The organism is Algoriphagus aquimarinus, assembly GCF_900112005.1.
In the GTDB taxonomy this organism is placed as follows: Bacteria; Bacteroidota; Bacteroidia; order Cytophagales; family Cyclobacteriaceae; genus Algoriphagus; species Algoriphagus aquimarinus.
The window spans coordinates 98,469-120,130 of sequence record NZ_FOKK01000014.1; the positions used below are offsets into that span (position 1 = coordinate 98,469).

The 21,662-nt window shown below is 37.5% G+C and carries 17 protein-coding genes; 14 read left to right on the plus strand and 3 right to left on the minus strand.

From position 1 onward, the window contains the following. The first annotated feature begins 141 nt into the window (after nt 1-141). The 5 genes from BM291_RS16640 to BM291_RS16665 all read left to right on the plus strand — a co-directional run bounded on the left by BM291_RS16640 (nt 142) and on the right by BM291_RS16665 (nt 7,945). Entirely contained in the window at nt 142-2,481 is a 2,340-nt protein-coding gene (locus BM291_RS16640; protein ID WP_092899495.1) for a tellurite resistance TerB C-terminal domain-containing protein, read from the plus strand. 2 nt (nt 2,482-2,483) lie between these two features. Next, complete coding sequence (locus BM291_RS16645) at nt 2,484-3,791, plus strand: ATP-binding protein (RefSeq protein WP_217647334.1); 1,308 nt, start codon at nt 2,484-2,486, stop codon at nt 3,789-3,791. Then, nucleotides 3,791-5,929 (plus strand): DEAD/DEAH box helicase, encoded by a 2,139-nt coding sequence (locus tag BM291_RS16650; protein WP_092899499.1) that lies wholly within the window; start codon nt 3,791-3,793, stop codon nt 5,927-5,929. The genes BM291_RS16645 and BM291_RS16650 overlap by 1 nt, the downstream gene beginning before the upstream one ends. A 313-nt stretch (nt 5,930-6,242) precedes the next feature. Continuing rightward, nucleotides 6,243-6,968 (plus strand): DUF6088 family protein, encoded by a 726-nt coding sequence (locus tag BM291_RS16660; RefSeq protein WP_092899503.1) that lies wholly within the window; start codon nt 6,243-6,245, stop codon nt 6,966-6,968. Further along, nucleotides 6,965-7,945: a nucleotidyl transferase AbiEii/AbiGii toxin family protein gene (locus tag BM291_RS16665; RefSeq protein WP_092899505.1), complete on the plus strand. Its 981-nt coding sequence runs from the start codon at nt 6,965-6,967 to the stop codon at nt 7,943-7,945. The genes BM291_RS16660 and BM291_RS16665 overlap by 4 nt, the downstream gene beginning before the upstream one ends. A 169-nt stretch (nt 7,946-8,114) precedes the next feature. Here the strand turns inward: BM291_RS16665 and BM291_RS16670 are convergent, their stop codons facing one another. After that, nucleotides 8,115-9,035: a hypothetical protein gene (locus tag BM291_RS16670; RefSeq protein ID WP_092899507.1), complete on the minus strand. Its 921-nt coding sequence runs from the start codon at nt 9,033-9,035 to the stop codon at nt 8,115-8,117. 118 nt (nt 9,036-9,153) lie between these two features. Between BM291_RS16670 and BM291_RS16675 the strand changes: the two genes are divergently transcribed. From BM291_RS16675 to BM291_RS16705, 7 genes are all read left to right on the plus strand, one after another. Next, entirely contained in the window at nt 9,154-9,543 is a 390-nt protein-coding gene (locus BM291_RS16675; protein WP_139229119.1) for a DUF5763 domain-containing protein, read from the plus strand. A gap of 142 nt (nt 9,544-9,685) precedes the next feature. Further along, entirely contained in the window at nt 9,686-10,204 is a 519-nt protein-coding gene (locus tag BM291_RS16680) for a hypothetical protein (RefSeq protein WP_092899511.1), read from the plus strand. Between the two features lie 561 nt (nt 10,205-10,765). After that, complete coding sequence (locus BM291_RS16685) at nt 10,766-13,267, plus strand: KAP family P-loop NTPase fold protein (RefSeq protein ID WP_092899513.1); 2,502 nt, start codon at nt 10,766-10,768, stop codon at nt 13,265-13,267. Nucleotides 13,268-13,496: 229 nt separating this feature from the next. Then, nucleotides 13,497-14,402, plus strand: coding sequence for a phosphoribosyltransferase-like protein (locus BM291_RS16690; RefSeq protein WP_092899515.1), 906 nt, complete (start codon nt 13,497-13,499; stop codon nt 14,400-14,402). Further along, nucleotides 14,399-16,285 (plus strand): ORC-CDC6 family AAA ATPase, encoded by a 1,887-nt coding sequence (locus BM291_RS16695; protein ID WP_092899517.1) that lies wholly within the window; start codon nt 14,399-14,401, stop codon nt 16,283-16,285. Before BM291_RS16690 ends, BM291_RS16695 begins: the two co-directional genes overlap by 4 nt. After that, entirely contained in the window at nt 16,275-17,222 is a 948-nt protein-coding gene (locus BM291_RS16700; RefSeq protein ID WP_139229120.1) for a hypothetical protein, read from the plus strand. The genes BM291_RS16695 and BM291_RS16700 overlap by 11 nt, the downstream gene beginning before the upstream one ends. Beyond that, complete coding sequence (locus BM291_RS16705) at nt 17,222-18,316, plus strand: methyltransferase (protein ID WP_092899520.1); 1,095 nt, start codon at nt 17,222-17,224, stop codon at nt 18,314-18,316. Before BM291_RS16700 ends, BM291_RS16705 begins: the two co-directional genes overlap by 1 nt. Before the next feature lie 379 nt (nt 18,317-18,695). On the opposite strand, the gene BM291_RS16710 is transcribed toward BM291_RS16705, so the two are convergent. Beyond that, a complete protein-coding gene (locus BM291_RS16710; protein ID WP_092899522.1) occupies nt 18,696-19,256 on the minus strand; it encodes a hypothetical protein in 561 nt (186 codons plus the stop codon). A 346-nt stretch (nt 19,257-19,602) separates the two neighbouring features. Here BM291_RS16710 and BM291_RS21955 point away from each other — a divergent pair, with 346 nt between their 5' ends. Both BM291_RS21955 and BM291_RS16715 read left to right on the plus strand, forming a co-directional pair. Continuing rightward, on the plus strand, nt 19,603-19,809 hold the full coding sequence (locus BM291_RS21955) for a hypothetical protein (protein ID WP_139229121.1): 207 nt from the start codon (nt 19,603-19,605) through the stop codon (nt 19,807-19,809). Between the two features lie 511 nt (nt 19,810-20,320). After that, complete coding sequence (locus BM291_RS16715; RefSeq protein WP_139229122.1) at nt 20,321-21,385, plus strand: hypothetical protein; 1,065 nt, start codon at nt 20,321-20,323, stop codon at nt 21,383-21,385. Nucleotides 21,386-21,436: 51 nt separating this feature from the next. Here the strand turns inward: BM291_RS16715 and BM291_RS16720 are convergent. Continuing rightward, the coding region (locus BM291_RS16720) for an integrase core domain-containing protein (RefSeq protein ID WP_139229123.1) at nt 21,437-21,662 on the minus strand (226 nt) is incomplete at its 5' end.

The window sequence follows — 21,662 nt, forward strand, 5'->3', positions numbered from 1 at the left end:
ACACCTAAATACCCTGTATAGGGTATTTTTGGAATTGAGAATTTTCTTTTATTAGCAGGATAGTAAAATTTTATGGGATATCATGATCTTAAGTATTCGCTGGTCTAAGTATTGAAACATAGTTTAATCCCATTATTTCAAATGAAGGTCCTTATTAATACTCTGATTTTTTTACTGATTCTCTTTTTCAATACCAGGGTGGTTGCTTCGGAAATCTACGAAGTCACCAGTGATGTATTTGTAAGATCAGGAATAGGAACAAGTAATGAGCCTATAGGTGTGGCAAAGTCTGGTGATCAGGTTAAAGTGTTGGATAAGTCAAATGCTAACTGGTATAAAATTGAATTTGAAGAAAAGGTCGGATACATCTCAAGCAAATTTGTAAGGTTTGTAGAGCCTGTAGCTCCTGATCCTGTTGAAGAAGTGCCTGTGATGGAAGAGAAAGAGTCTTACCCATTTGCAGGGGTATTGATTATATTTTTTGCTCTATTTCTTATTTTGGAAATCACCAGAAGGATGCGAGAAAAGCGAATCCAAAAAAGTATTAAAAATTTTCAAAACTCCTATCCAGAATTCAATATTGATAAAGAGAGGAAGGTTGAAGTAAGTGAAAATACCCTATTAAGAACTCTTTCTCCTTCTTTGAGGAAGTTGATTGATAGTCAATTGATTAATAGCGTGAAATCTGGAGATGACTCTATCATTGACGTTACAAATGAAAGCCCTTCTCCGGTACCAAAAAATGATAAGCGAGGTTTCATGCAGGTTCCTACTTGGAACCATAAATATATTTATTCAAAATCCGATTTAAACTCTGCAACTTCAGAGCAAAAGATATTCTATTATCATTTTAAACAGAAGTTTTTAAATGGTACTTCTCTGGATCTCCTGGGAAATACCAATTACGCCTTTGTATTACTTTTTGATTTATTGGATGACTACAGAAATCATCAAAACTTCAACTTGCTTGAATCTCAAATCATTAGCTTGGGCAATAACTACTATAAGACCAGGTCATATGGTGTTCGGTTCCTAAATGACATCAAGAAAGAATTAGGAATACAATCAGGGTTTGCGGGAAATTTTACAAGCCAGAAAATAGAAATAAAGCCTGCTGACGAATTTTATTATGAGGCTGAACCTGACTATATCTATTGGAAGGTTGGGAGCAAGTACAAAGAGAAACTCGGGCTAAATGAGGAAGAAGTAAAGCTTCTTAACAAGCTGTGGGAATCCACCACTAATTTCTGTGGAGTAGAATTCTGTTATTTTCAGGTGATACGACTTTACCTAGACACTATAGCTGCTTTCGCTAAACAATGTGAAAAATCCGGGTCCACTTTGGAGAATGAATTTCTAATTGTTTCCGACTTGATTGCCAGGAAGATTTTTGGATATCGAAATGGAAGCGCGAATTATAAGATGAGTGTAAAAAACACCTCTGATGAATTATATTCTACAATTTTTAAACTATGTGAGAATGCTGTAAGGGAGCATTACGGTCACAAGAGAAAGTTAAGTGCTGAAATTCGATATGCTGAACCTTTAATTACCGAGCATTTTAAGGCAAAGATATCCGTTCCGTTTTCGAATGTGATTAATAAGCTTATTGTGAAGATTCCTGAACCGGATGAGGCAACCCAAAAAGAACTCAATGCACTCAATACCAGTAGATGGAAAGATGAGTTCCAAAGCATTTGCGATAATTTTTTAGGGGATGAGAAGAGGTTTGTAGAAGATATAAAGAGACTAGGTGACCTCAATGCGAAGAATCCTTCGATTGAAAATATATTCTTTGAAGCATCAAAATACATAGCCTCTAAACACAAAGAATCATCCCTGATCCTATATATACATTACCTTCATTACGATCTCCAATCTGCCAAATTTGATAATAAAAGGCTCGCGAAAACCATACAGAAAAACCTTTTTAAGTCTCAGGAACAGGTAGAGCAGTTCGAGGTCATTGTTAATGATTTTTTGAAGTATCAGAACTTGGATAAAGCTATCTCGGCTATCTCCGAGCTTTATGCTGTTAAAAGGAAAAGGATTAAGTTGGATAGAAATTCAATTGAAGAGGTAAGGCAGCAGCATGCGGGTACTGTGGAGTTGCTCAATGAGTTTTTAAATGATGAGGAAGAAGATGGCGAGAAGAAAGAAAATGATATGGATTCTTTTAATGAAGAAATAGAAATCCACATCACCTCAGTGAAAGAAGAAGTATCTGAATCCCCGTTCTTGGACGAAATTGAATTTAAACCAATACATTATTCAGCTTTGGAATTATTCTCAAAGAATAATTTTTCAATCCCGGTTAGTGAAATTGACTCTTTTGCCAAAGCAAACGGGGTCTTTCGGAACCAACTTATCGATAGCATAAATGAGGCTTGCTATGAATTGCTAGATGATGTTTTGATTGAGGAGGAAGAAGATTTTTATACGATTGAAGCGATGTATTTTCAGACCATTACGAACAAATAACTATGAACATTAAACCAAAAGAAGCCACCTCTATTATCAATTCTCTTATAGGAGGAGTCGTCCCAAAAATAGGAGTTCAACATATTACTGTAGGTAGATCTTCCGAGATCAATGCCATGGTCACTGCGTTGGAAGAAGTGAAAAATGGCCATAGCATGGTCAAATTCTGGATTGGTGATTTTGGATCCGGGAAGTCCTTTATGCTCCATCTTTTGAATACGGTTGCTTTAAAACAAAAGTTTGTTGTAGCTAATGCTGATTTTACTCCCGACAATAGGTTGTACTCAAATGACGGAAAGGGAGTAGCCTTGTATGCGGCTATTATGGATAACATAGCAATCCAGACAAAGCCTGAAGGCGGGGCATTGCCTACACTTCTGGAAAAATGGATTGAGCAGATCATCACTAAGACAGCAGAAGACAATGCTATTCTTTTAACCGAGATAAGGGATGAAAAGTATTTGATGCTGATTCAAAACAACATCATGAAAACGATCAATGAGATCACTGAGGTTGGTGGATTTGATTTTGGGACTGTGGTGATGAAATATTATGAGGGATATATCAAAGATGAGGAGAGCCTGAGAAGAAATGCCCTCAAGTGGCTTAAGGGTGAATACAAGACCAAAACAGAAGCTCGTCAGGACCTAGGAGTTCGTGAGGTGATAAATGACCTGAATTATTATGACATGCTGAAGAATTTTTGCAAGCTCTTTGTCAGCATGGGGTACAGTGGGTTTATGATCAATCTGGATGAGGCGATCAATCTCTATAAGATTTCTACCTCTACCATGAGAGAAAAAAACTACGAGAAAATCCTTAGTATTTACAACGACTGTTTTCAGGGAAAAGTAGGAAACCTGTTTATCAATTTTGCAGGAACAAAAGAAGTTCTTGAAAACCCGAGGAGAGGTTTTTTCAGTTATGATGCGCTTAAAACCAGGCTGTCAACCAATAAATTTGAAACTGCTGAGATCAGGGATTTTGCACAGCCAGTGATTAAGCTTCTTCCTTTGGACCACAATGAAATATTTGTACTGCTTAAGAAGCTAAAAGAGATTTTTGATTTCAATTATAAGACGCACATAGATATTTCTGATGACGAGATCCAGCAGTTTATGGAAGAACTGTTCAATCAACCTGGTGCATCTGAATTCCTAACCCCGCGTGAGGTCATTCGGGATTTCTTAAATATCCTCAATATCATCAGACAAAACCCCGATGTCGATAAGAGCAATCTTTTCGGCGAAATAGAAGTATCCGACGAAAGGCCGGATGAATCGGGACTTGACGGGATAGAGGAATTGTAATGAGTTATCAAATGCTCTCAGAGCCTATTCGAAGATTTATTAGGGACAAGGGCTGGGAAAGTCTTCGGCCAATCCAGAATGCCGCTATCACGAAGATCTTGGGCACAGAAGATAATTACATCCTGGTCTCAAGAACAGCCTCAGGAAAGACAGAGGCAGCTTTTCTCCCGATTCTCTCCAAGGTTAATTTTATGGATAAGGGAGTTCAGGTGCTTTATATTTCACCTCTTATAGCCTTGATCAATGATCAGTTCGCTAGGGTGGAAGACCTCTGCAAATACCTGGATGTAAAAGTCACCAAATGGCACGGTGAAGCTAACAGAACTGTCAAGGAAAAACTGGTTAAAGACCCTAGTGGTATTATACTTATCACGCCCGAGTCTTTGGAAGCCATGTTTGTCAATCGTCCTTATCAGGTAAAGGCACTTTTTTCTGATCTTAGATATGTGGTAATTGATGAGATCCATTCTTTTATTGGAACCGATAGAGGTATACAGCTCCAGTCAATTCTTTCAAGACTCCAGCAAGTAAACAGTTCAAGATTTTCACTTGTAGGATTGTCTGCTACTATGAGTGAATCGAATAAATTTTTGGAAGTTAAATCCTTCACGGGAGATGTGGGTCATACTAAGATTCTGATAGATAGAACCCCTAAAGAAATAAATGCAGTCTTTCGTTTTTTCAAAGCCGATGGAGAAGAGTTGCCTCTTGAGTTGTTGAAGGATTTGTACAAAGAGACCAAGGATTCGAAAGTTTTGATTTTTCCCAACAGTAGAGGTAGGGCAGAGGAGGTTGCCGTCAAACTGAAGAAAATCTCCGACAGGGTCAAGGGTCACCCAAATTACTTTTCTCACCACTCCTCTGTGGACAGGCAGGTAAGGGAATATGTAGAATACTTTGCCAAGAATAACACCTATCAGAACTTCTGTATTTCCTGTACTTCTACGCTTGAGTTGGGTATTGACATCGGTTCAGTGGATGAAGTGGTGCAGATAGATTCCACCCATAGTATTGCATCCCTGATCCAGCGGGTAGGAAGAAGTGGCAGGAAAGACGATCAACAGAGTAATCTGTTTCTGTATGCTACTGAACCCTGGAGTTTACTGCAGTCTATTGCATGCTGGTTGTTGTACAGAGAAGGATTTATAGAGCCGTCCCAAGTCACGGAGAAACCGTTCGATATTTTGCTGCATCAGGCATTGTCGATTACCAAAGGGCATTCTGGGTTACCCATTGCGGAATTAATTGATCAGCTTGGAACAAATTCCACTTTCAAACACATCAAAGGGAGTGAGATAAAGGAAATCATTGATCATTTGATCGAAATTGATTTATTGGAAAAGCTTAGGCAGGAAGTGATTATTGGAGTGGAGGGCGAAAAGCTGGTCAATAGCCGGAATTTTTACAGCATGTTTCAATCCGAGGATAATTTTAAGGTGGTGAATGCGGGCAACAATATCGGCGAGGTGCCCTATTCACCACAGTTGGTTGAAAATGAAAATATTCTTCTGGCAGCCCGTATCTGGAAAATCAAATTTGTGGATGAGCAGGCAAAGCGTGTAGAAGTCATCCCTGCAAATGATGGCAAAAAGCCGATCTTTTTTGGCGGGGCTGGTGCCATACATCCGAAAGTCCGGGAGAAAATGTTTGAGATACTTTATTCAACGGAATCCTATGATTTTCTGGATGAGCCAAGCGCTATTGAATTAAACGTACTCAGGAAGGACTTTTCCGTCTTTGATATAATAGATCAAACCTCCCAGAGACCCTTGAAAGTATCAGAAAAAAAGCTAGAGTTTTTCACCTTTACAGGAAGTCGGATTAATAGAACCATTCAGTTCTTATTTGACATGGTGGGAATTGTAAATCTTGTGGAAGAACAGAAAAGTGCACTGGAAATTAAAGTTTCCGATGAAGAGTTTAACGCACGTTGGGGTAGTTGGAAGGATTCACAAGTAGAGCTGGATCTAAAGATTCAACAAAAAGTGGAATCCAGTCCTAGTATTATGAGCTTTTCCAAGTGGGCGGCATACTTGCCCATTTCGTATCAAATCAGGCTTTTGAAGCAGAAGTACTTTGATTTCGATTCAGCAGAAAAATTGCTAGATCAAATGCAACCGGTTAGGAATGGAAGATAGACTAAGGGGTTATTGTAAAATCACTTAAGGCAATATTTCAGTATCCCTTTTACTGAATTGATAATGAACAAAAAGATAAAATGGTAGGTTGTTATTTGAAGGAAAATACTGTTTATATAAGGATGCTGATCTTTGATCAGCATCCTATGGAAGCTAGTGATCGCCTTATCCGAACGGTTATAACCGTTCGGATAAGGCGATCACTACTAAAAAAGTTCCAGAAAAGTTTTTTCTTTTTAAAAATGAGCAAAAATGTCCAGTTTTTTAATTAAAAAACTGGACATTTTTGTATTTTTGAGAACCTACAAAATTCATGAAAATCACTGATTACATAGCGAATAGCATAGATAGACTACCTAAGGGTTATGTGTTCACCTATGCTGATTTTATGGGAGAGGTGAAAAGTAAGGAAGCAGTGATCAAAGCTTTGAATAGGATGGCCTTGTCTGGGAAGATTAACAAGCTTTCCAAAGGAAAGTATTTTAAGCCCGAGAAAACAACTTTTGGAGAATTGGCCCCTCCTCAGTTTCAAATTGTAAAAGATCTGTTAGAGGATGAAGGAAAAGTCATTGGGTATCTTACTGGATACAGTGTTTATAATCAACTGGGATTAACCACTCAGGTAAGCAATCTCATCCAGATTGGGAAGAATGAGGTGAGGCCTGCATTCAAGAGAGGTAGATATAAGATTTCGTTTATTCGACAACGAAATACCATCACCAAGGATAATATACCCTTACTTCAGTTGTTGGATGCAATGCGATATGTGAAGAAAATCCCTGATACTACCATCTCTGGTTCTTGTTTCAGATTCATAGCATTGATTTTTGTAATGGAAGAATCAGAAATCAAAACGATAGTACGTTTGTCCCAGAAATATCCTCCAGCATGTCGAGCGTTACTTGGAGCAATTCTGGAACAACTCGGAAGAACTGAATTTTTGAATACGCTCCGGAAATCTCTCAACCCGATTACACAATATCAATTACCTGGGGTGGATGATGTTTTATCTACTGCACAAAACTGGAATATCGTATGAATCTTCATGAAAACCCCGAATTATTCATGGAAGCTGTCCGTGCTACTGCACAACGGATGGGGATATTGGATATCTATGTGGAAAAAGACTATTGGGTTACCAGAGCCCTTCATCTTATATTTTCTGATTCGATTGGCTCAGAAGTGGTTTTCAAGGGAGGAACAGCGTTGTCAAAATGTTATGGTTTGATAGAGCGGTTTTCCGAGGATATAGATTTGGTTGTGCTCAAGAGAGCAGGAGAGTCAGGGAATCAATTGAAGAAAAAATTGAAGGCTATCTCCAGCGTGGTGGAGGGTACCATGCCTGAAGTGGAGATAAAGGGTATAACCAATAAACTGGGAATGATAAGGAAAACCGCTCATGAATACCCGGTACTTTTTTCAGGGAAATTTGGCCAAGTAAGAGATAAAGTGATCTTAGAATCCTCCTCACTTGGTCATTATGAACCGTATCATAAGCAAGAAATAAATTCTTATATCTATGAGATGATGATGGGCGCTGGCCAGAGTGCATTAGTTGAAGAATATCAATTAAAGCCGTTTACTGTCCAAGTATTGGACATCAGAAGGACTTTGTGTGAAAAAATTCTGAGTCTGGTTCGTTTTAGTCATTCTGAAAACCCCATTGCAGATCTGAAAATGAAAATTCGTCACCTCTATGATCTACATAGAATTTTAGAACAGGAAGATTTCAGAGCCTTTATACTGTCCTCGGATTTTGAAGAGATGCTCAATCGGGTGGGCGGGGATGATGTAGAAGGATACAGAAGTAACAATGCTTGGTTAAACTATCATCCTAAAGAGGCATTGATTTTTGCGGATGTAGAGGGGGTATGGAAAGAACTGGAGACTACTTATTCCAGAGATTTTAGCGGATTGGTATATGGTGACTTACCATCTGTAGAGGAGATTTTGTCTTCTTTAAAGTTTTTAGCGGAAAGAATAGATGGGATTATTTGGGAGGTGAGGGTAGATTGATCATAAATCAGTTACACTCATGTGGAGATCAGGAAGTCTGCTATGTTTGACAATAATTTTACGAGCTTCTGAAGAGGGAAACTGAATGTGGAAAAATTGAATAAAAATTGAGCTTTGTGCAAGTTTGCGATTATAAGATTCTATTAATATTTATTTGGTTAATAGGTATTTATCCTTTTACTACCTCGCTACTCACCACTTCTCCGGTTCTATATATCAATATCACTTTCCGTAATTCCCCGTTCAGATTCACCTCGACCGTTATGCTATCATCTATCTGATTCAGTAGCTTGATTGAGGAGGTGCATCCAGGACAGGTTTCTTCTCCATAAAAATCCAAAATATTCTTAGTCCAGGATTTACAGTTACTATAGTCAAATCCACCAACTGAATGCTCACTAACAGTCAAATAGAAATCCACATCAAAATATAAAACACCTAGAGGAGGGTAGGTCTGGGCTCTGCAGTCCCAAAGAATACTTTCTGATAAGTCAGTGCTCAGGTATTGGGTATTACTTTTTCCAAACTCGCTGACTATACCGCTGTGCTCAAGCAGAAACCCTCCCTTCCACCTTCTTGCATATTCCAGTATAGTCAATTCGTTTAATGGTAAGTATGAGGTAGAGCTTTTAAGGTCAAAATTATCCAAGACTATTCTAATAATGCTTTTTGAATTCGGCGCTTCTTCAGTCTTATCTGATGGATCAAATCCTAATATTTCAATCAATTCATATCCTGTAGTAAGAAAGCTGTGGCCCACAGGATTATAAAATACTTTCTGAATAGATGATTGAGGGTCTAGGTCTAGAATGTATTCAGCGGTTTTTTGAACTGGCGATGCAAATAACCCCAGCCAGAATTTTCCCTCAGTTTTACCATAGAGATAAGTGTGATCTGTGCTTCCCAACTCAAATACTTTCAGGTATTCCATTTCTCTCGCATCAATATGATCTCCATAGATACCAAGAAGACTATCTCGTTCTACTATAAGCGGATCTTTTGGAATACTAGGGTTCTGGTCTTCAGAACAAGATCCTAAGGCCAATGAAACAGATATAAAAATTAGAAATGCCCCATTAAAAATCTTCATAATACAAGATAATCAGAAGATTACTAATGAAAAATACCCTATACAGGGTATTTTTTTTGAGTTTAAAAACCAGTTTCTTGCTTACAAGTTGTTCCTAGTTCCACCAACCCAACTAACCTTGACGAAGAGACTACTTCAATCTTTCCTCTTTATTGCATTCTTCCTACTAGCTTCTCAGCTAAGTGCGCAGACCGTTTTCATCACTAAGACAGGAGCGAATTATCACAAAGAATCCTGTCGCTACGCCAAAACAGGCTGGGCTTCAGATCTGGCAGCAGCCAAAAAGAAGGGACTGACCGCCTGCTTGGTATGCAAACCTTCCTCAACGGAAACAGGTCAAACGAAACCTCTTCCTTTATCGTCAGGATCGAGCAAAACAGAACCAAGCAAGGAAACTAGGCCAGCTCAATCAACTTCTTCCCAATGCAAAGCAACTACAAAAGCGGGATCCAGGTGTTCTCGAAAAGCAGATTCAGGGAGTAGTTATTGTTGGCAGCATGATGGATAGAAAGCGATATTACCAATTACAAATTGGTAATTATATCAGGGTGGAACTACAAATCCCACCCAGTCACCCTAATGATTTGACTACAATTAGACGGGGGATACTTTTAATCATGGGAATATTAACAATATTTTTGAAATAAAATATGACTAGATATTATTTGCTTTTGATAGGATGGATATTATGTCCCTTTATCATTTCTTGCCAATCACAGCCACAGGAAACAAAAATTACTGAAATCATTGTCCCACCAAGTAAGGAGGCTGTTATTACTTTAGATTACCTAGAACTGCTGTTTGAAAACAGGGCTAAAGAAGATTCTTTGCTGATGTTATTGAAAATGAATTTTTTTAATAAAAAATTTAATGGGGTGTTCATTTCAGAGGAGATGTTTGACTATAATGAGCCAAAACATTGGATTCACGTTAATAATTTTGGTGAGTTATCTAGCGTTTCATTTTCAACTGCAGATAAAAAGTATTGGGATGATTTGAACAAAGAGCTCAATAATATCACTAAGGGCAAAGAGTTCGACGATAAGACTAGCGATAAGACTCTGAGGTATTTAGGCGAGAACTATACTTATGAAACATATGAGCCCGCTAATGGAATAAACCTTTCTACAAATGCTCTATATCAGGTTTTTGTTCTAAATAAAAAATAAATAGTTAGTGGAGCGGGTTAGATATTCTTGATTTACTTTTAATAGATGATTTTGACATAGACAGGCCAATTGCAAATTAATAAGAATCTTAGAGTGGAATTTCAAATCCCACCCATTAACCATGACGATTTGACTACACCCAAGCGGGGCTTATTGACTAGTTAATGGGATTTGTTTCATCATTGTTAAATATTCCGACATTTTCTGTCCAAAGTCTTGTCAATTAGGAGTTTCTGTCATTTTTTCGGTTAGATTCAATACATGTTTCACCAAAACCAACTAATTATGAACACTAGAAATGGAATCAAACCAGGGCCAAAGAGAATTGCAGTTTAACTGGAAAACCAGACAAGCGCCAACGGGATAATAAAGATACTCCTGGAAACACACCGTCCCTTAAGCCACATAAGCATAAGCCGGGAAAGTAAAGTATGGGATGTTTAGTAAAAAATACCTTGCTCATAAAATTATCTCCAGGTAGTGTCTAAACTTTGGGGTCTATTTTAGATGGTAATATTGTGGTAAGAATGTTTATAAAGTAATGTCTTTAGCTAAAAAAACTTGAAATTTAAGCTCAATAAATTCCCTATTCTTGGTGGTGTACTACTCACAGCAGTTCTTTTGTTTTTCAGAGTTCCTGTCAGTATTCTGCTTGATAAGCTGCTTGTAAGTCCTTTGTTTGCTTATTTTGAAGGAGGGGCTTGGGCAGATTTATTTTTCATAATTATACTATTAATAGTCTCAGGATGGTTGGCAAAAGAGCAGTCTCTTATATTTATTTGTAGAGGGTTTGCATTAGGTATCCTTTTTTATCTCTTTCAGAAGGCGAATAATTACTGGGATTTTAACAAACTCGTTTTGCTACCCATGTTTGCTTATTGGGATCTTGTAGCATTAAGTGGCATGGTTACTATTCCTTTATTTTTTCTATTTGAGCACCTAGATCAATCACTTTCACCTTCAGAAACAAAAGTAGGCTTTATTGAAGACGATCCAGTTATTCTATACGAAAATGATCATTTCAAGCGAAAGATTGCGGCTACAGAAATTGCAAGTTTGATACTAAGAACAAATAACAAAAAATCTTTTGCGATTGGAATTTTGGGTCAATATGGAAGTGGCAAAACATCTTTTTTAAACCTGATCAATCTTGCCTTGGTAGATAAAAATGTTCTACCAATTTCTTTCGATCCTTGGAGTGTCGCAAACCCTGATATGATCCGCCGGGAGTTTTTTGATTTACTGGCTGACAAGGTTGCTACAATTGATATGAAAATGTCTTCACTAGTTTATAGCTATGGAAGAAAATTGGCAGGAATTGATGGGCGCTCACAGTCGTGGTTTAAATGGTTTGGTTTTTTTAGAAGAAGTGATTCTGCACAGAGCTCAGCCGAATATGCACAAATAAACGAAATGCTGAAGGCTACAGGTCGCAAGGTTATTATCACTATTGATGACTTGGATAGGTTGTATGCCCCTGAGATTATTGAAGTACTTAAACTGATCCGCAATACAGCAAATTTCTTTAATGTGGTTTACTTGGTTGGATACGACAAGGGCTATGTACAGTCTGCAATTGGCACACTTAACGGCAATGCAAAGAATTATTTGGATAAGATATTTCAATTGGAGATTCCTCTACCCAAATATGAGAAGGATGACTTGCTCGTTGGTTTACAGGGAAGTTTGAAGAAAATGTTGTCAGAAGAACATTACTATGTCTTCGAAAATACAATAATCCCCAATGGTTTCAGAAACCGCTATGAAAAGGCTTATGTTGGAATACTTCGTCAAAACCGTGATGTAGTACGTTTTCTGAATAGTTTTAAGATTGCCTATAACTTGATTGGAAAGGAAGTTGATTTCCAATGTTTACTGCTTCTGGAATTGATCAAATTTCGCTTTCCTGATATCTATGAACTGATATATTCTCAATCTGATAAGTTTTTGTTTGAGAGATCCTTTCTTTCAACTCATGAGCAATTTTACTCTCCATTTTTGGTTAAACAGGAGGATGTTAAAAACAAAACTGAAGATGTAACAGTTTTTAAAACTTACCTAGAGAAACTAGAATTTGGTGACGAAGAGGTGTCTATTCTCGATGGGCTTTTTAGGTCACTTTTTAATGGTAGCGAATATAAACGGCCAGAACAAAAGAATTCAATTTCTTACCCACTGTATTTTGAAATATACTTCCGATACAGACTTTCAAATTATGATCTTTCTAACAAAGAATATCAGCAAGCAAAGACCTTAGGAGGTATGCAGGAATTTATGAGTCAATGTGCTAATGTCGGACTGCATAAAGAATTGATGGTGAGATTCCTGCAGGAAGATATTACCAAAGATAGGCGTCACTTTGAACAAGTTCTAATATGGGTTTTTTCTTTTGGACGAACGTTTGTAGAAAAAGAAGGCATGTTTCGTTTTGATTATGAGGGATTTCTGACCAAAATCTCTAATTATCATAATTACATTTCTGATTCTCTTTATAAGAAAGATAAGGTTGTATATGGCAATTTTATAAATGATCTTTTTTCAAATGCATTGCCTCCATTTCTGTTTGAAAATGAATTGATTTTTCGCCTTAAAGAGAAAAGTAGCGAGTTTGTTCTATCCAAAGAAAAGTTGACTAATCATCAATATTCATATTTCACCCGTATGGCTGAAAGCGGTCATGGGTTAAGTAAGGATACTCTTTGGTTGTTTTGGGGTGCGAGAAAATATTATAATGAGGGAGCGCAAGATGACAATGAATGGCAATTTGAGGATAGCATGATTACTAAGATGAAAGTGTATTTGGCAACAAAGGACTCCAAAGAATTTTTAAAATTCAGTATTAATCGAGCGCTCAGAGACCGATCCTTGTGCTCCATTTATCCACAGGTGATGGAGATGTTTGATGATCCTACCGAATATAGGGAATTGGTGAGAGACAATCCCGAATTGGCAGAAGGTATAAAAATTGAATATTTGGAATTCTTTGACAAGTTAGCTTTGAAAAACTTCAAAGGTGTGGTTGAAATGGAATTTCAAACAGAGATTCAGAAAATGGATGATTAGTGGGGTTAGAAAAACCAATTGAAAATTGGTATGGATATCAGGGTAGAATTACTAATCCAACCCCGTCACCACGAGGTGTTTGACTGTACCAATCTGTGCAATTTCAAAACCCACTCAGTTCCATTATTAATCTGACCACACCTAAATTAAGATGTTTGGTATCTTAATCATTATAATGAGATACTCACAATTTTTGTTAGTTTTGTTTCATTAGAAAACTGATGATTTTATGCCTTCCAATACGCGTCAATACGAAGAAACATTACAGCGATCTCGGTTTTTTCAAACTATTCAGGCGTGGCCTTTAGATGAGGAGCTAAATTATGAGGGATGGCTAAGTAATTTTAGTAAAGAGGAAGAGCAGGTAATAGCGTGTTCTATTTTGGATTTTTTCGTACATTATCCGGCTAGGATGGTAAATAAAATGCTAGCAAATTCAGTCGCCAATTCAGGGTATTTTTTTTTAGATTATTTTCCAGACTGGGAGCATTCTAATTTCAAAGACCGTTGCTTCTATAGTTTTATTCCTGGAGAAAGTCAACATCCAACTGATAGCGGTAATTTATTTACAAGAAAGCTCCGCGATGAATTGTTAATTCCTGAAGATAAAATCATTAGTTACCAAGACATCAGATCAATTCCTCCTAAATCACCTATAATATTTGTTGATGACTTTGTTGGATCAGGATCACAAGTATATAAAGCGTGGAATGTGAATCAACTTAGTAATGGAAAAACATTAAAAGAATATGTTCATAGTGCGGGACATTGCGCAGTTTATTCACCTCTAATAGTCAATTATAAGGGCAATAGTGTAATGAAAACTCATTGTCCTACCTTAAATTTATCAGCAACTCATGTTTTAGGACCTGAATATAATCTTTTTGATAAGACATGTTTCTGTTGGAAAAATGATTCAGAATTATTTAGTAAAGGCATTTCTCTTATACTATCGAAAAGTAAGTTGCTAGGTATTCCATCAACTGAGGGTGATGATACTAGAGATGAAAAGGGATTTGATAGACAGGGGTTAGCAATCTCCTTTGAGCATGGTGCGCCTGATGCGATCCCGTCATTTTTTTATTGGAAAACGGATAATTGGACGCCCTTGCTGAGGAAACACTACGAAAGATGAATAATAAAGAGATTTTAAAAAAGCTTAATGAATCTTTTGGGAGCTACAGAGCTGAATGGTTAAAGGCCAAGGTTTTCGATCTTTTCGCAGAACCTCATTATTTCACAGCATTGCAAGATCATAGACCTTGTATATTAGAGGGAGGACGCGGAACAGGCAAAACAACTGCTTTGAGAGGATTGTCTTATCAAGGTCAATATTCTATCCATAATAAGAGCATCGATATTTTTGACCATTCAAATTTCATAGGAATATATCATAGAGTTAATACTAATCATGTACGAGCATTTATAGGGGGTAATATTACAGAAAAGGAATGGGAGAGGGTTTTCGCTCACTATTTTAATCTCCTTATCTGCCGTGAAATTCTAATTTTTTTAAAATGGCATAAAAATTTGCAACCTGAAGACGAAGATCTTTCAGCTCATGCATGTCGACTTATAGGGAACTGCGTAAACATTGATGGTGATTGTGACCGCTTGGAAGTATTGCTAGAGAAATTTGACATCGAAATGTATAATTTCCAGTCACAGATTAATAATATAATTGATGGGAATCTTCCAAGGCTTTCTATGGCAGGGGATGCGATAAAGGTAGTAACAGAATATGCAACTGCTTTAAATCAATTTAAGGATAAAACTTTTTTCATCTTATTAGATGAATATGAAAATTTTGAAGACTATCAGCAAAAGATTATAAATACTCTACTGAAACATAGTTCGGAAAATTACACATTCAAAATTGGTGTTCGGGAATTGGGATGGCGTGTTAAACACACCTTGAATCCCGCTGAATTACTACATGATCCGGCAGATTATGTTTTGGTTAATATTGAGAAAAAACTTACTGCAAATGATTCAACATTCCCTGATTTCGCTAAAAACGTGTGTCAGCAGCGGATAGCGAAACTTATCGAAGATGGAGATAATGCTATCTATGACATTGAAAGAGCATTAAAAGGAATATCAATTGAAGATGAGGCAAAATTATTAGAAGTTGAAACCTCTCAGCAGGTCAAACAATTTGAAACATTGCCCAAGTTTTATCAAAAGAAAGTTCAATCACTACCGAAGCTATATTTGTTTTTCATTTCATTTTGGTCGTCCAATCATAAAATGGATATTCGTCAGGGGGTTGATGACTGGGAGCAGAATATGAAAGATTGGGATGTTAGATATGAGAACTATAAATATGAGATGCTTTTTAAAATTAGAAGGGGAAGGGGAAAATCTGGAATTCAAAAATACTATTCAGGTTGGAGTACATATACCAAATTAGCAAATGGAAATATCCGTTACTTGATGGAATTAGTATATCGAGCTTACGAAAAACATTTAATGGATGACAATGGGCTTGATAAGGAAATTTCCCCCAGAAATCAAACCTTAGCTGCTCAAGATACTGGCCAGAAAAATCTTATGGAGCTGGAAGGGCTTTGGAAAAACGGCGCACAACTTACTAAGCTTCTACTTGGGTTAGGAAGGATTTTTCAAGTTTTGGCCAGAGGAGAGGGCAGAACTGCGCCTGAGAAAAATCAATTTCAAATTGAAAAATCGGGGCTCAGCACAGAAGAATTTGAAGAATTAATTAGAGCTGGGGTTATGCATCTGGCGCTAGTGAGATATCCAGGAAATAAGATGGGGGATGATTATAATACGAGAGATTATATTTATATGATACATCCTCTTTACTCAGCATATTTTCAATATAGTCATCGAAGGAAGCGAAAAATCATCTTTAGTCCAGCTGAAATTCTCGATATAATTAATAACCCAAAAACTGCTATCCCTCAAATACTTCAAAAATCAAATATTAAACCTGATTCGATGGGAGCATTGCCTAATCAAATGAATCTTTTTGATGTATATTTTAATGAAAAATGACTACCTCTATTCGCGTATTTATAGCCAAGTTGAAAAAATAAAACTCGCTAAACAAAGCACCTATATTTTTGGACATTCTCCAGAGGATCGTAGTCTTTTTCCAAATGATTTGAAATTACTTTTCCCAGACGTTAACTTTATTCGTATAGAAGAAATAGATAAAGAAACAATATGCGATGCAAATGATGGACAGAATATTTCCCTTAGGAGCACATCTCAAATTCTTGGATTATTAACTAATAAAATTTCGGAAACATTATATATTGATGTTACGGGGCTTGATAATAGAATATGTGCTGCACTAATAAAAAATGCAATAAATAATCTTGGAAGCATTGATTTTCCTAAAAATGTAATCGTAATATATGCAGAACCGTCTACATATAATATAAAACAATTTAAAGCTGAAAGTGTATTTAATGATCTATCTGAAAAAATTGAAGGAATAGAGCCATTACCAGGTTTTGCTACAATTGTACCTAATGATGAGGATGACACTTTACTTGTGGCTCTTCTAGGTTTTGAAGGTGGCAGATTCACCCATATGATCGAAAATGTTCAGCCACTTAGGGAGAATATTATACCTATAATTGGAGTGCCTGGATTTCGTTTGGAATATCCTTACGTTGCATATTGGGGAAATCGGAGACCATTAGAGGAAACCGACACATGGCGAAAAGTTAAGTTTGTAGCAGCTAATTCAATGGTTGATATTTTCATGCTTTTATCAAAACTACATAAAAAAAATCCATCCCGTAAGATTAAGTTAGCTCCAATTGGCACAAAGCCTCATGCAATAGGAGCGATGCTTTTTGCTATTAGATATCCATATAATGTAGAGCTAGTTTATGACAATCCAAAAAAGAAAATTAAAAGAACGGAAGGAATTGGCAATATTGTAGAATGTGAGATCAGTAAACTTATACTTGAAAACTGATGACAGACGCCTACTATACACCAGAGGTTTTGGCAGACAAACTTGTTTCTTACATAGATTTAGACAATAAAGTCAAAAATGTTGCAGACTTTTGTGTTGGTGACGGCCAATTGCTAAGAGCAGCTGAAAAAAGGTGGCCAGAAATTATTTGCTATGGCTCCGACTTATCTCAATTAGCAATTAATGAAACTAGAAAACGACATAAAAACTGGCATTTGTCAAGAGCTGATTTTCTTAACCGGAAATCATGTAGTTTAGCTAAAATTTTTAAGGCTGAAAGGTATTTTGATTTAATACTTTTGAACCCTCCATTTTCGTGCTTAGGAGGAACCCTAAATAAATGCTCACTTGATGGTTTAGAGTTTTCGACGAGTACATCTATGAGGTTTATAGTAGAAGCTCTTAAATATTTAAGCCCCACAGGCATACTTTATGCAATTCTTCCTTTAAGTGTTGCCTACTCTCAAAAAGATAGAAAAATCTGGAATGCTTTAGAGAAAAAATATTATTTAGCCATTTTAGAAGAAACGAGTAATGCGGATTTCTTGGGATGTGCTCCTAATATTATAATTGTTTCACTTAATGATAAACATAAACAGAGAAAAATTCGAAATTTTGAGCGTTCAACATTCAAAATAAGTGAACTTAAAATTCTAAGGGGAAAGCTAAGTATGCATAGAGTTAAAGACTTTCCAGGAAAAACACCACTCGTGCATACAACTAATTTAAGGCATAATAGTATAGAATGTATTAGGCAAACTGTAGAATATCCAAATTCCACAATTGAAGGGCCTGCTGTGTTAATACCACGTGTTGGTAATCCGGACCGAAATAAGATTTGCCTAGTATTATCAGGATCCAGATATTGCTTGTCAGACTGCATTATAGCTATTAAATGTAGTTCAAACGAGGTGTCGACCTTATTACTTTCTTTTATTTTAAATAATTGGGAAGATTTTTCTCGTTTGTATCGAGGAACAGGGGCTCACTATATTACTTCCGAAAGAATTTCGCTGTATTTGAATATGGATGTAACTAATTTGGCTACAATAGATCATGTTGAGTCTTTAATGTCTATGGAAGTTATCGCCTAGGATAAATTTCAAAAGTATTTACTACACAGATTGTTAGTCCAAAATATCATTCTTAGATGTTTTTTAATAAAGATTCTCTTTAATTAAAGCAAACCAATGCTGGAAATTAAATGTAAAATATAAATTTCAAATGGTTAATTAAGGATGATAAAATAATTTTAGAAAAAAAGCATTATTTAGTCTAAGTTAATTACGTGAAATAATTTAAATATTTAGCGTTAATTGTTTCTAATTGTATATTCAAATTTATTTAGATCAAACCATTTCTTCTCTTTCTTGGAAATGAAGTAGTTTTGCTTAAGGCAACTTGCCCTTTCTTCATTGATCACTTCTAGTCATATTAGCTTCACCAGATCTTCTTTTATGATTGATAGCCTTTTCATGGTGCCCAATATTCATTTACCATTTTCGTTCCTAAACTACCATCTTTTAAGGTCTTAGGTTTTTTTCTTGCGAGAAGAATATTTTGAGTCACAATATTAGCGAGATCCCTTGAGAGATCATTGCTTGTATAAGTCAAACCTAACAGCTCAAATTTTGTTAGAATTTCAGGGGTCGTTTTTTTTGTTTGAAAAAATCCTTCTTTGATTAATTGCTTTACAATTGCGGTGGATTGGTTTTCAGTTTCATAGAATTTAGAAATATCTACTCTATGATTCTCCTTTTCAAATTTAACAAGGGTTGAATTAATTTTAGATTCATCAAAATCTTGATTCAAATTTTTAAACTCGTCTTCACTGAAACCAAATTTTTCCAAGATTTTATAAATTATTGAATTAGTGACATGCTTGTTGCCATTTCTAATGGCACTCACATATTTGCCTTCACTTTTGTATCCGAGAAGCGTTTCAATTCCGAGAGGTGAAAAACCACATTTTTTGATTAAATCAAGAAATCTTTTTTTTGCTTGTGCAGAAGTAAGGCATTCAATTTCTTTCATCCCCGAAGGGATTAAAAAGTTTACTCTAAAAAGTAAACTTTTTCTTGTTTTATAAGTATTAGTTTTAGAAATTTAGGTTATCAGAATTCTAAGAATTAATTTCTTGGAGTATTAAAAAAGCAATTACTAAAGAGTCTCGATCGCAAATTCCGACCTTTGTTATCATGAACGAGACGGTAGGTAATTGCTCATAGTCCTGTTATGCTATATTTGCATAGCTATGACTGTGGGCACCTATCGATATCCCGTTTCATGAGGTGTCGGAACCCTGCGATGCGGTTGATAGGAGCCCCGTCATAGTTCCTTTTTAACTAGAAAAGACTCGTTTTACCATTTTTCATTTCTAATGAAAACGAGCATGATTGATTTACTTCCTTTTCTGTTGCAGACAGTAGCCTGTAGGATCCACAGGATGGGAGAGTATGCTCTGTTGGTAAGCGGGTCATCTTGTTCTCTCCCGATTTTTATCGGGACCTATTATAATCTTCCAGAGGAACTCGGCATCGCCGCGGTAGATCGCCTGTATCCTCTGAAGCCCAAGAATCCGATCTAAGGGTCAAGGCACTTTTTCTCTCTGATTGACCCGCCACGGCGGGCTATCCATACAGATCAGGGAGTGACGTTACTCGATGATGGAGATCATCTGCTGCAGCGGATCATCAGCTCCATTACTTCAGTTTATTTCTTATTCATTATTGCTGGTTTGACGGGCTCACCGGAAGTGGGTTAAATGACCGGGGTGGGAGAGGTATGTCTGGCTTAGAGTCATGGGGTAAGCTCTTCATAGATCGAGATTGCCGCGGCTCGTACCTCACTTCGCAATGACGGTACTCTCACCAGACATCGGTCATCGGACACAACTCTTCCGTCTTCGGTCTTCCAGCTTAACTACTAAACGCATGAAAAAAAACATACTCACATGCTTCCTGGCATTCCTATGCCTATATGGAAGCAGAACGACAGCACAAGTTGCTGATTCACCTCCGGAGACTGATTTGGTTGATTACTCCGGGTTGCCTGCCTCGGCAGGTTTGCATCGGGGCGGGGAGACCCGCTCCGATACTTTGGAGATCAAGCCTAGTGCTAGGTCGGAAGAAGACGGCATATTGCTGCATCTGGAAATCCCAACTGCCGATGCTCCCGATACGCTATGGCTGACCTACTGGCACCACTTGCTGAAGGAGCATGAGGAAGTTACTCCGGGGATTATTGTTCCCTTGGTAGCGGAGCATGGGAATTTCTTTGAGGGCAATGTGGACTACAGTGTCTACCGATGGGCAGCCCCTGAGACAGACTCTCCCATCTATGTCAGCCTGCGGGATGGAAAGCATTACCTGGCCCGATACTGGGCTGTTTTTCCCAAGGATAAGGTCCGGATCAGATTTGATACCCACACGGGTACAACACTGATAGGAGGGCCTTCTTCGAAATTTTTTAAGGCTCAGGCTACGTTGGATAGGCTGTTGGAAGAGGATGTATTCAATGCTTCTCCGCTTATGGTTACTTCCGATCCCAGCCGGATGATGAAGGATTCCCTTACCGCTGCACTGTATAAAAAGTCGTTCGAGCGGCCTGAGTCGGTATCTGTCAAGCTTGAATTTATTATCCCTGAAGCAGAAAAGCAGGAATACCTGCTTCGTCTATTGCAAAAAGCTCCCGCAGATTATGAAGCGATCCAAGCAATTCCATCACTACAGGATGGGCTGGATTCCTCCCAACAGGCTTTTATTGAACAGCGGGCCTGGGCAGGGGTTTTGAATTCGGCGCTGCCTAGGCTAAAGCAGGGGAAAAGACATTTGGTGTCAGAACCCTATTCTACGCTATTTAAGCAATGGCTGGAAGCAGTGCCGGAATATGGTGAAATGGGGATGCTGGACCCGATGATGGTGCAGGCAAAATATGACCTGTTGCTGATGGAGGCCAGAATGACCGACGTGGGTGTGTTTGCACTGGCCAGAGATGAGCATACGCTTTTAAGGGATCAGTTGGTAGGGAAGTATGTCCTGGAAAACTACAAGTATCTGGAAGCCGCTCAGGAATCTGTTCTTCTTTCGGGGATGGACATCGTGCATACCCCCTGGATCATGGATTTGCTGGTTCAGCTAGAACACCGATCTGACTCGTCCTAAAAAAAGTTTACAGGTTAGAGTTTAAATACTGGTATAGATTTACAGTTTCATTTAGTCCTGTAATGGATTTACAAGAGTACGTTTTTTAGGGTAATAGTTTCTCCATAGCCTTTCTGTTTTTTGATTGGTTTGATGGATTTCTTCCGGTGTCAGGTTCCCAATGCTCATGTGTGGTCTTTCCTGATTGTAGAGCTTGACAACTTCTTCTAAGAGCAAAGTAGCCTCCTGGATAGTTTCTATTTGATAGCAGTCCAGGTATTCTTCTTTTATTATTCCA

What these genes read in the sequence shown, in the direction of transcription:
- BM291_RS16640 (WP_092899495.1), top strand. Translation starts at nt 142, where the DNA reads ATGAAGGTCCTTATTAATACTCTGATTTTTTTACTGATTCTCTTTTTC.
- BM291_RS16645 (WP_217647334.1), top strand. Translation starts at nt 2,484, where the DNA reads ATGAACATTAAACCAAAAGAAGCCACCTCTATTATCAATTCTCTTATA.
- BM291_RS16650 (WP_092899499.1), top strand. Translation starts at nt 3,791, where the DNA reads ATGAGTTATCAAATGCTCTCAGAGCCTATTCGAAGATTTATTAGGGAC.
- BM291_RS16660 (WP_092899503.1), top strand. Translation starts at nt 6,243, where the DNA reads ATGAAAATCACTGATTACATAGCGAATAGCATAGATAGACTACCTAAG.
- BM291_RS16665 (WP_092899505.1), top strand. Translation starts at nt 6,965, where the DNA reads ATGAATCTTCATGAAAACCCCGAATTATTCATGGAAGCTGTCCGTGCT.
- BM291_RS16670 (WP_092899507.1), bottom strand. Translation starts at nt 9,035, where the DNA reads ATGAAGATTTTTAATGGGGCATTTCTAATTTTTATATCTGTTTCATTG.
- BM291_RS16680 (WP_092899511.1), top strand. Translation starts at nt 9,686, where the DNA reads ATGACTAGATATTATTTGCTTTTGATAGGATGGATATTATGTCCCTTT.
- BM291_RS16690 (WP_092899515.1), top strand. Translation starts at nt 13,497, where the DNA reads ATGCCTTCCAATACGCGTCAATACGAAGAAACATTACAGCGATCTCGG.
- BM291_RS16695 (WP_092899517.1), top strand. Translation starts at nt 14,399, where the DNA reads ATGAATAATAAAGAGATTTTAAAAAAGCTTAATGAATCTTTTGGGAGC.
- BM291_RS16700 (WP_139229120.1), top strand. Translation starts at nt 16,275, where the DNA reads ATGAAAAATGACTACCTCTATTCGCGTATTTATAGCCAAGTTGAAAAA.
- BM291_RS16705 (WP_092899520.1), top strand. Translation starts at nt 17,222, where the DNA reads ATGACAGACGCCTACTATACACCAGAGGTTTTGGCAGACAAACTTGTT.
- BM291_RS16710 (WP_092899522.1), bottom strand. Translation starts at nt 19,256, where the DNA reads ATGAAAGAAATTGAATGCCTTACTTCTGCACAAGCAAAAAAAAGATTT.
- BM291_RS21955 (WP_139229121.1), top strand. Translation starts at nt 19,603, where the DNA reads ATGAAAACGAGCATGATTGATTTACTTCCTTTTCTGTTGCAGACAGTA.